The following is a 13868-nucleotide window of genomic DNA, read 5'->3' as shown; positions in this document are numbered from 1 at the left end:
TCTGAAACAATTTATCCCTTTTGCTCTTACACCCCACACCCTTTTCTTTGACACCAAAAGCCCTAGAATTGATGGGAAGACTGTAGAATGGAAAATGGTGTCTTTAAAGAAGTGAGAAAAGTATGGCAAAAAAGAGCATGATTGAGCGCGAGAAAAAACGCTCCAAATTGATAGAAAAGTATGCGGAAAAGCGGGAAGCTCTGCTAGAAGAGTTCAGAACTACAGAATCTCCCCTTGATAAGCTGCAAATCCATCGGCAAATTCAACAGCTACCCCGTAATAGTGCGCCCACTCGCCACCGCAATCGCTGCTGGGTGACTGGTCGTTCTAGAGGTGTTTACCGCGATTTTGGGCTGTCTCGGAACGTCCTGCGGGAATGGGCGCATGAAGGTCTTTTGCCTGGTGTGGTTAAATCTAGTTGGTAGCAAGAAAGTTATGAGTTATGAGTGATGAGTTATGAATTGAGACAAAGCTAAACTCCTAACTCCTAATTCCTAACTTTTAACTTTTATTGACCACAACACTTATCAATTCCCAGACTTTCTAAGAGTAGATCGCTAACAGCGTTGGCGATCGCAAACTCTCCATAAAAGCTTTTGGAAAAATCAAACGATTGCATTTCTGTAACAATCGCAATCACTAGAGAACCTAAATCGTTTTCTCCTTCCATCCGTTGTCGCACAAAAATCTGGGCTGCGCGTTGAGCAATCTTTTGATTGGCTGCTTCCGGGATAAATTCTGTATCTAGCCATCGTAGTAAGCGCTGTTGCAGCCATTCGCCTTCAAGCTGCGGATTTTGAGGCGGTGGTAAGATGATCGGTGGAATTGGTTCAGTCATTTTTTTATTTTAAATAAACGCAAAGAGAAGTGGTAGCGGCGGTTTGGACTGTTTCTAACTTCGGTGGAACGTGAAAAGAAACGCCAATAATGAGTAATAGTATGAAATTGCGTTTCTTTGGTATTTTTTATATTTATGCAATATGATGTCGCCGCTATTGTTGAGGGTTATGCTCAAGGTTATTTTCTCATGGCTGATGAGCGCGATCGCCTGAATTGGTATGGAAGTCGCGATCGGACTTTTATTCCTTTAGATGAGAGGTTTCGATATCCCAAGTCTTTGCAGCGCGTCCTCAATCAAGAACGTTTCAGCGTGGCGATTAATCGTGATTTTCCGGCTGTAGTAGCTGGCTGTGCTAACCGTGAAACAACTTGGATTTCGCCAGAGTTAGAAAAGATTTACTGGCTACTTTACCAAGCAGGTTATGCCTATAGTTTTGAAACTTGGCAAGGTGACGAACTCGCTGGGGGGATTTTAGGGATTGTGATTGGTGGGGCTTTTATTGGCGAATCGATGTTTTACCGCATTCCTGAAGGCTCGAAGGTAGCGATGGTAAAGTTAGTGGAAAGATTGCGCCAGAAGCAATTTGTGTTTTTTGACGCTCAAATGATGAATCCCCATTTAGAAAGATTCGGTGCTTATCGCGTTGGGGATAAAGAATATCAAGTTTTACTCAAACAAGCGTTGCAACGTCGTTGTTCTTTAATATAAATAGGCGATAAAGTTATTTTAATAACTTTTATCGAAGTTCAACGGAAATAACAAATATCATAATAGGATCAGGTAATTAGGATAAATTTATGCACTTGCATAAAAGTTATGAAAATTTATCGTCCCAACAAAACCTTAAACTTATTCGTGAATGTTTACGCGAAATAAATCAACTTGGTAGACAAAAATTCGGTGACGAACTCAAGCAACAACAAGGAATCTTGGCACGTTTAAAAAAGATTCTATTTTTTTATCCAAACACTATTGGGATATCTGTATTTGTTCTATGTTTAATATTTATAACTATTTGTATAGTTATTGCAAATTTAGTAAATTTACTTTGGATTCGTATAACTTTATTTATAATTGGCTCATTTCTTTACTTACCCTTACCAATATTTATTGAGTTTATTACTCCTAAATTTGATATGAAATCAGAAGAACGGTGGGGGCGCGTTTTAGGTGTTTATTTGAGTAAAACAGGACTGAATTTAAAGCAAACAGAGCGTAATATTAAGAGAACACTTTTTTACTACAGTCAAGAAGGCAAACCTATAAGGTTTTTCGTTGATCTTTTTTGGGGTGGTATTTTTGTAAGTTGTCTTTCTGAACCAACTTTTCTAAAAGCTCTTGTAACAGGGTCAATACTAGAAATATTCAACGCTAATCCAGCTGGGGCAATATGTATAGTTATTCTTCCCTTTTTATATCTCTTCTATTTTGTTAATTACAAAAGACCAATTACCTGGATGGAATATATTGTAAACGAAATTGAACTTGCAAGTTTTGATGCTTAGACAATTATGTACAGGCAGAAGTTTCCAAATATACAATAATTCTAAACCAAAAATATATTTTGTTTTACACAGAGAGAAATCTAAGCGGCTACCCTTCTCCTAACGTATACACTAACGCGAACGGGTTCTCCAAAAAAGTACCGCCGCTCAGAACTTCTCCTATCGGAGACCAAGGCGTAGCTTGCTTACTCATAAGGGTATGGTGGGTGCAGAGAAGTAAGAAGTTTATTAAAATTAGTTAGGACGTGTTTTGAAGTTGCATATTATCGGGCGATCACTATTAAGTAGTAAAATGCGACGAAATTAAGTAGTAAAATGCGACGAAGCAACACCATTTAATCCTTATGAGATGACTGCACTGGAAGAATGAAATAACTTAATATCGAAAATCTGCCGAGATTGCTAGCAACTGACTACGTTTTCTATAGCCTCTCGGATCTTGCGTTCCCATTCTTGTGCTTTGACACACCTCGGCCTACCCCAGGGACGCCAAAACAATTGCCATTTCGGTAAAGAATGCCAATAAAGCCAGAAATGGTCATTTTCTGGGGATACAATCTCGAAATCATTCCCCTTGCTACCACTGGTTCGTATTTTGCAATCAATAGTTTTTAGTTTTTTCCTAAGTGACTGCTCAAAATTTTGCATAGGGCAACTTTAGGAGCCAAAAAAATGTTATTAACTTGATCTAACCAGGCTTCTACGTCGTCAGTCTTATTCCAAAAGACAGATAAAATTTGCGGTTTTCTAAGAATTTGGTATTGATTTTTACATCCTTGCCCAAGAAAACAAAACAGCATGATTGTTCAATGGTTTGATGAAGATCAGCTTTCTCTAATCACCATTCCAGAGTTGGTTGAGTTTGTAATCATGCCTTGCACTCACGGCAGAACTCGCGCAGAATCTATTCGTAACAGCGAAGAAGTGATTGAAATGTACTTGGAAGCTTGGCAAGTAGAAGGTGAATTTATCGCTAAACCAACCACACTTCAAATTGTGTGATTATCTGAGGCTTTTTGCAAAACAGTCATTCCAGCAACCAGCTAAATAAACCTTCTACTGTTAGACTGAAATCTTGAGCAAATTCTGGTACTGGTAACTGTGTTCCTAGTTCTTCGTAAACAGCGGTTGGTTGATCTGGCAAGTAGACAAACACAGATTTTTCTTCAGGATCAATCAGCCATCCCATCTGAGTTCCAAACTTCAGGCAATGTAGAATATTTTTGGTTACTTTAGTTTGACTTTGATCAGGAGATAGAATTTCAATTGTCCAATCTGGGGCAATTGAGAAGACGTTAGCAACCCCACCATTCTCTCTACGGGGAATTCTATCCCACATAAACACAGAAATATCAGGTACAATTGAGCGATCGCCAAATGTACAGCGAAGCTCACAAAAAGCTCGCGCAATCTGTTTGGGTTTTACGACCAAGTTAATTGCAGGTGCTAACTCAGTCTGAATTGCGCTGTGTTCTCCTTGTAGCATCGGTTTTTGGATGATACGCCCATCAATGTATTCACTAGCGGGTTCTGTCTCTGGCAGAGCTAGGAATTCACTTAAAGTCAGGTGTTTAGCAGGGGTCTGTACCATTTAAGATTTTCTGACGAGGGGTAAGTTGTACTACTGCTATTTGTGATTCTAAAAATCGAAATCACCACCAAGGATTAGCAGCGCAGCCTAATAAATCTTTTATCTCTTCTCTTCAGTAACTAAGGTAAGACTAACCCATTCACCTTTGTCGTTATAACTGCGAATCATCCGTTGGCGCAGGTTTGGTTGAATTAACCAACCTGCTTCTAAAAATAAGGGTTGACGTAACTGCACTTTGACTGGAGAAGTTGCAGAAGCACCATCAGGTAACAGTAAAACTTGCACCTGCTTTTGTGGATCTTGATCAAAAAGGATGAGAGGTTCTTTGATGGTAGCAGTTGAGGTAATTGTGCGTTCCCCAAAAGAGGTAGTTTGAATTAATCGTTCAGCATCGACTTGTAATTTTAGCTTTGTAGAGTAAGTATCAGGTGAACGCAAATCCCGATATATTGTCACTGCTTCACCTTGCCATTCTCCTAACAAGTCACTCAATTGCAAGGCTGGACGTTCGGCTACTGGGGTTCCAGCTAAGTGTTCTCTAATTAAGGTTAGTTGATTCAAATCACCATTTTCATTAAACAGTTGCACCAGACGTAAGCGGCGATTTTCATGAATCAAAGCAAGTTCTGCCCCAAATGTAGAAAATGGGCCTAGCTGAATTAAACCTTCAGAAAATGATCCATTTTCAAAAAATAGCAGACCTCCTCCCACAGACATAAATTCTCTGATCACATCATCTCGTCCCGAACGGGAAAGAGTTAGGCGGACTGTTTGATTATTGTTTAAGCCTTCTAGCGAAAGACAGCTAGGTGTATCGTTGAGCAGTGTACCTTGGGGAGAAAAAGTAGTGAATGAACCTTCCCATACACCAAGATTTTGCAGAAAACTTTTCCACTGAGATGTCATTTGTTATTTGTCCTTTGTCAAGACTCAATCAATATTTACTCTTGACTATTTACCAATGCCCAATACCCTATGCCCAATTTTCAACCTTTAGCAAAACGGTGGACAGCAAATAAGCTTCCCATTAATCCTACAGCTGCACCAAAACTTAAGAGAATTAGGGGCAGTAATAAAATTTGTGCTGGAGTTAGTTGCATACCGTTGCTAATAAATTGGATAAATTCAGGTTGTTTGGTTAACAACTTGCCAAGAAACTGTTGAATAACAGAAATGAAACTCCAAGCGATCGCCCCACCGACTAAACCAAAAGTAATTCCTTGTAAAATAAACGGTAGGTAAATCCAAACGGAAGTTGCTCCCACCAGTTGCATAATTTCAATCTCCTGGCGTCGCGCCATGACAATCAAGCGAATTGTGGTAGTGGTAACAGCGATCGCTGTTAAAGTTAGGATGATTGTAATTGTCAAAGTAATCCAGTTAAGACCTTGGTGCAATTGGGCAATACGTTTGACTGCTTCATCCACATACTGCACTGTATCAACTCCTGGTAACTTAGCCAAATGTGTTGCTAAAGCTGGCACAACTTGAGAATTACGCGCTTTCACCTTCATTTCGTCAACCAGAGGATTATCCTCTAACTGCTCTTTAGCACCTTCAATATCTGAAATATCCAGTTCTTTAACTAACTTAGTCCAAGCTTCTTCTTTAGTAATGCTTTGTATCGCCGCCACCTCCGGCATTTTTGCCACCAGTGGTTCAATGCTGTCAACTCGCATATCCGGCTCAAGATAAACTGATACCTCTAGCTGACTACCGAACTGGTAAAGCAGTTTTTCGACTTGCCAAGATGTTTGCAGACTCAAGCCGAATAAAAATAGCAACACCGTCACAGTACTGACAGCTGCCCAATTCATCCAACCTCCCCGCAGTAATCCAAGGAAAGTTTCTTTGAGCAGATAATCAAGTTTGGTGAAAAATTTCAACACACATCACCCCAATAAGCAATTTAAAATAAAAGAACGCAATCACAGCAGTTTATTAAAAATTATCTTTCCGCCTTCGTACGAGATAACAACATCATTTATACTCGACACCGGAGATTTTGGATGCTTAAAAGTTCATTATTTCAGTAGTGCTGAGTACATAATCTTTTCCGCTGTATGGAACGTCATGTACAGACGCTTTAAACAGCGTGTCTCTCCAGACAGTGAAGAGATTGATAGAATTAAGGTAGTAGGAATTTTCACAATCTAGCCATAGAGACTCATGCCCTCTGAAATTGCTGTCGAGAAGAAAAAGTTAAAAAATCCGCCTTTGGAGCTTCATTATTTAGGCGATCGCGTGCTGCGTCAAGCTGCAAAGCGGATTTCTAAAGTTGATGACGAACTCCGCCAAGTGGTGCGTGAAATGCTGCAAACTATGTACAGTAAAGATGGCATTGGTTTGGCTGCGCCCCAAGTGGGAATTCACAAACAACTAATTGTCATCGACCTGGAACCAGACAACGCAGCTAATCAGCCCTTAGTGTTAATTAACCCCACAATTAAACAGGTTAGCCGTGACATCTGCGTTGCCCAAGAAGGATGTTTGAGCATTCCAAATGTCTACTTGGATGTCAAGCGCCCCGAAGTCGTAGAAATTACTTATAAAGACGAGTATGGCCGTCCCAAGACATTAAAAGCTAATGACTTGCTAGGACGATGCATTCAGCATGAAATGGATCACCTGAATGGCGTGGTATTTGTAGACCGCGTGGAAAACTCCTTGACTTTGGCCCAGGAGCTATCTAAGAATGGCTTCTCGTATCAAGCGGTGAAACCAGTAGTATAGGGTGGTCTAATAGTGTATTTAACTCCAAAAAGTGGTTTATTTCTAGGTGGTTCTTGTATAAGTGCGATCGCAGCTGTCGGTTCGATTTTTGAACTGAGTTACGGGCAACCAGATTTCGGCGTTCCAGCAACTGCGATTATTCTGGTATTAAGCATTCCACTCACAGGATTATTTTTCTTTGCCGCAGTGAGGGACGCAAGGGCTAACATTAAATAAGCATCAGGTACATAAAAAAGGTAAAGGGATGGAGTAAAAAGCAAAATTCATCCTTTTACCTTTTATTTTTGCTCTCTATCTTTTCCACAGCCCCTAAAGCTTTCAGTGTTACCTTCTGAGCTGCTGTTAAACCGATAGAGCCTGTAATCTCCATATCCTCATAGGGTTTAGGGATACTGAGAATTTTCAAACATTCACCAGTGTCTGCATTCCATATCCTTACGGTTTCGTCTTCACCCCCACTAGCTAGGAATCGTCCATTGGGGCTGAAGACGACTGACCATATTCTCTTAGTGTGTCCTTCCAGTGTTTTAAGGCATTTAGTAGTGTTCACATCCCAGATTTTTAGGGTATTGTCATCACCAGCACTGGCCAAAATGTAGCTAACTTTATCAGTCTCACTGGTAGTTGTATAACCTTGAGGACTAAAAGCAACGGCTCGGACTTTATCGGTGTGTTCCTTCAAAGAAGGTTCTAGAGGTTCTGGGCTGTCGGTGCTAGCCTTCCATAATCTCACTGTATGGTCTTCACTGGCACTGGCTATCATTTGGCCATCAGAACTAAATGTTACTGACCTTACCCAATTAGTGTGTCCTTTCAAAGGTTCTAGGGATTGACCGCTACTAACATTCCACAATTTCACTGTATGGTCTTCACTAGCACCGCCTAAAATGTCACCCTTGGGACTAAAGGCTACAAACCATATTCGGTTAGTGTCTTCTAACAAAGTTTTGAAGCATTTACCAGTATTCACATTCCATAACTTTACTGTTTGATCGTCACTAGCGCTAGCTAAGATATTACCATTGGGACTGAAGGCAATTGACCATACCCAATTAGTATGTCCCTTCAAAGTTTTGAAACATATACCTGTATTAGCATCCCATAACCTGATAGTTAGGTCATCGCTGGCACTAGCTAGGATTTGTCCATCAGGACTAAAAGCGACCGATCGCACTCCATTTGTATGACCTTTCAAAGTTTTAAGGCACTCACCAGTGTTTACATCCCACAGCCTGACTGTGTAGTCGTCATTGGCACTGGCTAGGATTTGAGAATTGGGACTGAAAGCTACAGACCAGACCCAATTGGTGTAACCCTTCAAAGTTCTCAAGCATCTACCAGTATCACCATCCCACAGTTTCACTGTTTGGTCATCACTGGTGCTGGCAATTGTCTGATTTTGAGGACTGAAAGCTACAGACCAAATTCTATCTGTGTGTCCAGGCAAAGTTTTTAGACACTGACCAGTGTTTACATCCCACAATCTAACTGTTTGGTCATCACTACCACTGACTATCATGTCCCCTTCAGGACTATAGTCTACTGACCATACCCAATTAGTGTGACCTTCCAAAGTTTTAAGGCACTTACCAGTGTTAGCATCCCACAGCCTGACCGTTTTGTCATCACTGGCACTGGCAATTGTATCATCTTGAGGACTGAAAGCTACAGACCAGATTCTATCTGTATGCCCTAATAGTGTTTTGAGGCATTTACCGCTCTTAACATCCCAAATTTTTACGGTTTGGTCTTTGCTGCCACTGACTAAAGTTGTACTATTGGGACTGAAAGCAACTGACCGTACCCCATTAATGTGACCCTTCAAACTTTTGAGGCATTTACCGCTCTGAACGTCCCAAATTTTCACTGTTTGGTCTTCACTAGCACTGGCGATCGCATCACCTTGAGAACTAAAAGCTACTGACCAAATTCTATCTGTATGCCCTAACAGTGTTTTGAGGCATTCACCTGTCTGAACGTCCCAGATTTTCACTGTTTGGTCTTCACTGCCGCTGATTAGGGTTGTACCATTGGCATTAAAAGCAACTGACCAAACTTTATTAGTGTGTCCTTGATAAAGTAAAAGTTGTTGACCAGTAATAACTCGCCATAAACGAATCTCACCGTTAGCATCTCCTGTAGCTAAAAGTTGACCATCTCGACTAAATGTTACTGACAACACAGTGGCAAAGTTTTTAGCAAAGACAGACCGAGTTAAGTCGCTGTGAGCAAAACTGACCTTATGCAGATTCACGTTCTGTAGATAAGCTTGCCGAACAGCTAGATGGGAAAAGTCATAACCAGTTAAATCAGTCTGTAATTGACACAGTAGATTGAGAACGTTACTCCCAGCATATCCACGTTTGACAACAAATTTGTCTCGCAGGGGTTCCAGAATTTGAATTAACTTGTCTTCAATATTTTTCTGACTGCTAAAAATACTGAGCAATCTTTTGATGATTGGCTTCAAAATCAGGCGAATTTGAATATCTCTGACATAATCTTTGACAGTGGCTCCCATCAGAGCATGACTCATGAATAGTGCGATTTTTCCTGTAGTAATTTCTTGACAAACCTGTTCAATTATGATCTCTGTGATGTATTCCATAACCACAGGTTGAAGGGTGAACAGTGCTGTGCTTTTTTCAATGAGCGATCGCCGCCGCAGTGATTCTAGTGCTTCCAGTAATTCTCTTTTTGCTAAGGGAGACACAATATCATCTAGCAATTCTTCTAGCAAAACTGCCTCACGCTTGATTGCCAACCAGTAGATAATTTCTTTTTCTAGCTCTGAGGCACGCTCAAACTGCTGGTCTAATAAATTACGAGTGTCACCAAAAATTATTTCTCCTTCGGCTAAAAAGGCAGCAATATCCCCACCAAATAATTCTCGGATTGTCTCAGAAACTAGCTTTAAAGCCAATGGATTGCCTGAATAATTCTTAACTAGTTTCGCCCAGTTTTGCGACGACCCAGATAAGCCTTTATCTTTGAGAATTTCTTGCCCTTCTGTTTCTCCCACACCAGGTAATGACATTGTTCTGACTGGTGATGCTTTGCCCTCTAAAGGTGCAAATTCTTTCGGTTTTTCGCGACTAGTAATCACTAAACAGCTTTCATGAGGTTCTTCCCCTAAGCGTCTAAGTAGTTGACCGTAACCTTCGTATCCTTCTTGATAGTATCCGGCGCGAGGCTCCTGCGAAGCAGCTACGCTCATGCCTGCTTGCAAAATTGTCTCTGCATTATCCAACACCACAAGACAACGCCGCTTTCGTAAATAATTAATCAGCAGCGTGATTCTAGCATTTACGGTTTCTGGTAAATTCGTTTCTCGCTCATCAGATAGAAATCGGATTAGGTTCGCTAACATCTCTTGGATGGGTGGAGCATTGCGGAGAGTTCGCCAAACTAAGTAGTCAAAATTCTCTTGCACTTCCTCTGCCAGTTTTACAGATAAAGCAGTTTTGCCAATTCCTCCCATGCCTAAGAGTGCTACTAAGCGACATTGATCATTGACAATCCACTGCTTCAGGTTAGACAGTTCTGTTCCCCGTCCGTAGAAGGTATCACGAATACTAGGTGCTTCGCCCCAATCTTGACGCTTGTTGGCAGTCGCTTCTATGGTCTGCAAAGATGCTTGATATTCATTTTCAATAATTTGTTGTAACTTAGTGAGTTTACCCGGGCCACCGCCACTCACTTGGAATTTTTTGTAAACCTCACTCAATCTTTTACGTACCGCTTCAGCGCTGACACCCAATTCTTCAGCGATCGCATTTGGCGATTTACCCTTAACAGCAGATAAAAATACCTCTAGCTCACTGCTAGATAAGTGCCGTTTTTGGGCTAAATCCAATAAAAAGTGTTGGGCGATCGCACTCATGCACATACCAAGAGACCTACACGCTAATCTTATCTCACAAAGTGAGATATTGAGATCCTAAAAGTTACGTTTATGCCAATATGCAACTATGGTATTGCATTTTTTTATGCGTTTTGCCTTGACTAAGTAACTAAGTTACTTTAAAGTGAGAAATACACAGGCTAGTTAAGTAACTTCGTGGGTGAGAGGTAAAGGCTGAAGCTGTCGAGTCCGATAATTCAGAAAAAGGCAAGTATTCAAAGTCTGTTGTATAAATTGCATTTTAGGGGTTGATGCGCGTAATCTGCTTTCCGTGCCATCACGAGCATTGAGCGCCTAATATCGATTTCCAGATTGCCACTGCAATTTATCTAAGAGCCAATACGGTTCAGATGAACCTTTTTTCTCTCTCTGCTTGCCTCAAAAGATAAATTTCCTTCACTGAACTGTATTAATCTAGGAGCTTAATTTTTCATCATCTACAAATAGCAAGCTAACTCCTGAATGGAGTATAGCTGTAGTTTGCCTTGACTGGCTAAGAGCAATGCTGTAAGTATTCGCTTTTTACTTAGCTTAGTTGGGGATATGTTGGCTGCCAAGATTTAACTCTCAAAAAAGGACAAACAACTATGAATACCAATCTCAAAAACGACGAAAACCACCTGTTTAAATTGGCTGTTAAAGGACTGAGGTTTTTTCTGTTAACTCTGCTTGGTTTTGCAATAGCTTTGGTTGTGTCTAAAGTTCTTGGTATTAGCACGATAGTAGAGATACTGTTATCCGCAAGTTTATGGCAATGGGTGTTTCGGATAGCAGTTTGCCTATTTTGTCTGTTTGCGATCGCGATGATGATTGAGTCTTGGCGTTGAGTCCTCACCTATTCATCAATAGCAAAATTGCACTTTTAGGTTTGTAGCAAAGTTTAATCAACTACGTATGCCTAAACTTGCGCTTAAACATAATACCAATTCAATTAATGATTGCAACACATCCTTGGGTGAAGACACGATTCATCGCGTCTCTACAAATGGACTATTTGTTACATTCTTTTTTCTAATTGGTATAACTTTCTCAACAGGAAATTTATCATGTCAAACAACAAAGATAGCGGTTCTGGTGCAGAAATTCTTTCGCCAATTTTAGTTATTTTAGTGGCGGGTTCAATTTCTTTGGCAATTGTTAATAAAGCTAATCACACAGCATATTTTGACATAGTGAAAATAGCGATCGCCTACAGTTTTGGTTCAATGAAGTACCAAGGCAAAATTCAAAAGTCTGAGAAACAAGACCAAGCAGATGACGACAAGTTGAAATAATAGACACGGTAACTCACCAATATAAAACAAAGCCACCTAAAAGGCGGCTTTACTTTCAGTGCAGCCGTTCTTTGAGAGTAGCTGCGCTAATTTTTATTTTGGAATAGTTTTAAAGCTTTCTCGACTATCTGGCATTCTGAATGTATGACATCGAAACAGTTCTTTGACTACTTGACGTCAGTTACCCGCCAGCTTAGTTTCAAGTTAACCCAGAAATTCCAAATGGTAGCAACTGCGATCGCAATTAGGTTAGCTACGTAGCGGTTAGGAATCAGGAAATTAAATACTAGATTCAACACCAGCACATTCAACACAAGCCCAGCAAGGCAAACTATGTTGAATTTTAAAAAACGTTTCAGACGTTGACGCCATCCCTGTTGCTTCGTGGTGACATCAGCAAACGTCCAAGCGTCATTCCACAAGAAATTATTGAAAATTGCAATTTCGCTAGCAATAATTTTACTACGTGTCAAAGGCCAAGCTAGAGTTGTTGGGTCACTGAGTAAGTAAAGCAGTGTCATATCTATAAATACCCCACTCAGTCCTACTAAACCAAAGCGAAGAAATCGACCAATTGGGAAACCAGCTTTTTGACTGAATCTTCCTAACCGTCCTGTAGACACGCGCAACCGAAATAAATGGTGTATGTAATCCACATATTGCTTCCACGTCACCTTGCTTTCACCCTCTTTGCGTTCGCGGAAGACATAACCAACTTCTGCAATTTCGTCTACGCTTCCTCGCCCAATTACTTCTAAGAGAATTTTATATCCCACTGGGTTGAGAGTTTCACCAGCGATCGCCTGACGACGCACCATAAAATAACCACTCATCGGGTCAGTAACTCTGCCAAGTACCCCCGGTAAAATCATCAATCCTAACAATTGTGCGCCACGGGATAAGAAACGCCTCACAGCACTCCAACTACTAACTCCCCCTCCTTCTACGTGACGGCTGGCTACTGCCAAATCTGCCCCTTGTTCAATTGAAGCAACCAGTTGTGTCAACACCTCTGGCGGATGCTGCAAATCTCCATCGATTACCCCTAGTACACGTCCCTTAGCTGCTTGCCACCCGCGAATTACCGCTGAAGACAGTCCTCGTTCATCTTGGCGTCGCATCACCCGTAACTGTGGGTATTCTGACATCAGAGATTGTGCTACTTCCCAAGTCCGGTCTGGACTATCATCATCTACTACAATCAGTTCGTAGTTTTCTGGAATAGCTTCATCCAGCAACTGGCTCAATATGCTTACAACATTCTCAATATTGTCACGCTCTTTGTAAGTGGGAATCACTAAAGAAAGAAGGATGGACTGACCACTTGCATTCACACTGGTAATTGGCAATTCAGGAATCTGCAAACTGCCAGTTGGTACTGGTAACAATGAAAGAAGTTGGCTGTTACTCATAAAGCAGAATCTAGATGGTAAAAGAGTATTTTTCTGTCAGGACTGATTTTGAGGGGTTCGATAGGCGGACAAGCTGAAAGTGTGTTTTGGATATTTAAGATTTTTGTTAATTTACTTTGTTATTAACCCACACTCTGTGCCTTAAATCATTACACAACACAGTATAATTATTGAAATTGCGTACCGTTACCATCAAATATCTCATTGAGTTTACCAAAACTCAGACCATTTACTGAACGATATTGCAAATAAGTCAACTGCAAAAGTCTGCTACTTTGCGCTACTACGTTTGTTTCCGCATAGCTTTAGGCACTGCTAGACAAGAGGGCGTTGACTAAAGAATTAATACTTAAATGTTTTTTAATCACTGAGCGCTACCAGTTATTTCTCCATGAAAATACTGTGTAACATAATACAATAACTTACTATGCCTGTAACACTCCAGAAAAGCAACTGGTATCCTATTTCTTCATCAGAAAAACACAATACTTTTTTTATATGTAAAAATCTGTATATATGGCTGATTTAGAGACTTTTTAGTCAAGTACTGCTGACTGAACAGTTAGAGCATAACCTTGGAAAACTTAGCAGGTAATACTCAATAGAAT

The 13868-nt window shown here is 40.6% G+C and carries 14 protein-coding genes; 8 read left to right on the top strand and 6 right to left on the bottom strand.

Annotated features, from left to right (window positions below; all coding sequences use genetic code 11):
* The first annotated feature begins 122 nt into the window (after positions 1-122).
* Positions 123-425 (top strand): 30S ribosomal protein S14, encoded by a 303-nt coding sequence (rpsN, locus tag WKK05_RS24840; protein ID WP_341525717.1) that lies wholly within the window; start codon positions 123-125, stop codon positions 423-425.
* An 83-nt stretch (positions 426-508) separates the two neighbouring features.
* Here rpsN and WKK05_RS24835 read toward each other — a convergent pair whose 3' ends face one another.
* The gene (locus tag WKK05_RS24835) at positions 509-838 is read right to left on the bottom strand and encodes a hypothetical protein (RefSeq protein ID WP_341525716.1); all 330 of its coding nucleotides are present in this window, start codon (positions 836-838) and stop codon (positions 509-511) included.
* Positions 839-973: 135 nt separating this feature from the next.
* Here WKK05_RS24835 and aat point away from each other — a divergent pair, with 135 nt between their 5' ends.
* From aat to WKK05_RS24820, 3 genes are all read left to right on the top strand, one after another.
* Positions 974-1549 carry a leucyl/phenylalanyl-tRNA--protein transferase gene (gene aat / locus WKK05_RS24830; protein WP_341525715.1) on the top strand — a complete coding sequence of 192 codons (576 nt, stop codon included), beginning with the start codon at positions 974-976 and terminating at the stop codon, positions 1547-1549.
* An 89-nt stretch (positions 1550-1638) separates the two neighbouring features.
* On the top strand, positions 1639-2346 hold the full coding sequence (locus tag WKK05_RS24825) for a hypothetical protein (protein WP_341525714.1): 708 nt from the start codon (positions 1639-1641) through the stop codon (positions 2344-2346).
* Positions 2347-3144: 798 nt separating this feature from the next.
* Positions 3145-3348: a type II toxin-antitoxin system HicB family antitoxin gene (locus WKK05_RS24820; RefSeq protein WP_341525713.1), complete on the top strand. Its 204-nt coding sequence runs from the start codon at positions 3145-3147 to the stop codon at positions 3346-3348.
* A gap of 25 nt (positions 3349-3373) precedes the next feature.
* Here the strand turns inward: WKK05_RS24820 and WKK05_RS24815 are convergent, their stop codons facing one another.
* The 3 genes from WKK05_RS24815 to WKK05_RS24805 all read right to left on the bottom strand — a co-directional run bounded on the left by WKK05_RS24815 (position 3374) and on the right by WKK05_RS24805 (position 5826).
* Positions 3374-3937 (bottom strand): Uma2 family endonuclease, encoded by a 564-nt coding sequence (locus tag WKK05_RS24815; protein ID WP_341525712.1) that lies wholly within the window; start codon positions 3935-3937, stop codon positions 3374-3376.
* 99 nt (positions 3938-4036) lie between these two features.
* Positions 4037-4843, bottom strand: a complete 807-nt coding sequence (locus WKK05_RS24810; RefSeq protein WP_341525711.1) for a DUF3598 family protein — start codon at positions 4841-4843, stop codon at positions 4037-4039.
* An 80-nt stretch (positions 4844-4923) separates the two neighbouring features.
* A complete protein-coding gene (locus tag WKK05_RS24805) occupies positions 4924-5826 on the bottom strand; it encodes an ABC transporter permease (protein WP_341525710.1) in 903 nt (300 codons plus the stop codon).
* A gap of 280 nt (positions 5827-6106) precedes the next feature.
* Here WKK05_RS24805 and def point away from each other — a divergent pair, with 280 nt between their 5' ends.
* Together def and WKK05_RS24795 are read left to right on the top strand one after the other, a co-directional pair.
* Positions 6107-6670, top strand: a complete 564-nt coding sequence (def, locus tag WKK05_RS24800; RefSeq protein WP_341525709.1) for a peptide deformylase — start codon at positions 6107-6109, stop codon at positions 6668-6670.
* 12 nt (positions 6671-6682) lie between these two features.
* The gene (locus WKK05_RS24795) at positions 6683-6886 is read left to right on the top strand and encodes a hypothetical protein (protein ID WP_341525708.1); all 204 of its coding nucleotides are present in this window, start codon (positions 6683-6685) and stop codon (positions 6884-6886) included.
* A 55-nt stretch (positions 6887-6941) separates the two neighbouring features.
* Here WKK05_RS24795 and WKK05_RS24790 read toward each other — a convergent pair whose 3' ends face one another.
* Positions 6942-10553 (bottom strand): NB-ARC domain-containing protein, encoded by a 3612-nt coding sequence (locus tag WKK05_RS24790; RefSeq protein ID WP_341525707.1) that lies wholly within the window; start codon positions 10551-10553, stop codon positions 6942-6944.
* A 608-nt stretch (positions 10554-11161) separates the two neighbouring features.
* Here WKK05_RS24790 and WKK05_RS24785 point away from each other — a divergent pair.
* Positions 11162-11401: a hypothetical protein gene (locus WKK05_RS24785; RefSeq protein WP_341525706.1), complete on the top strand. Its 240-nt coding sequence runs from the start codon at positions 11162-11164 to the stop codon at positions 11399-11401.
* A 219-nt stretch (positions 11402-11620) separates the two neighbouring features.
* Positions 11621-11848 (top strand): hypothetical protein, encoded by a 228-nt coding sequence (locus WKK05_RS24780; RefSeq protein WP_341525705.1) that lies wholly within the window; start codon positions 11621-11623, stop codon positions 11846-11848.
* A 167-nt stretch (positions 11849-12015) separates the two neighbouring features.
* Here WKK05_RS24780 and WKK05_RS24775 read toward each other — a convergent pair whose 3' ends face one another.
* Positions 12016-13260, bottom strand: coding sequence for a glycosyltransferase (locus tag WKK05_RS24775; protein ID WP_341525704.1), 1245 nt, complete (start codon positions 13258-13260; stop codon positions 12016-12018).
* Positions 13261-13868: the final 608 nt, after the last annotated feature.

The organism is Nostoc sp. UHCC 0302 (assembly GCF_038096175.1).
In the GTDB taxonomy this organism is placed as follows: domain Bacteria; phylum Cyanobacteriota; class Cyanobacteriia; order Cyanobacteriales; family Nostocaceae; genus UHCC-0302.
Note: the sequence above shows the minus strand (reverse complement) of the source record. Positions and strands in the feature narration are given on the sequence as shown.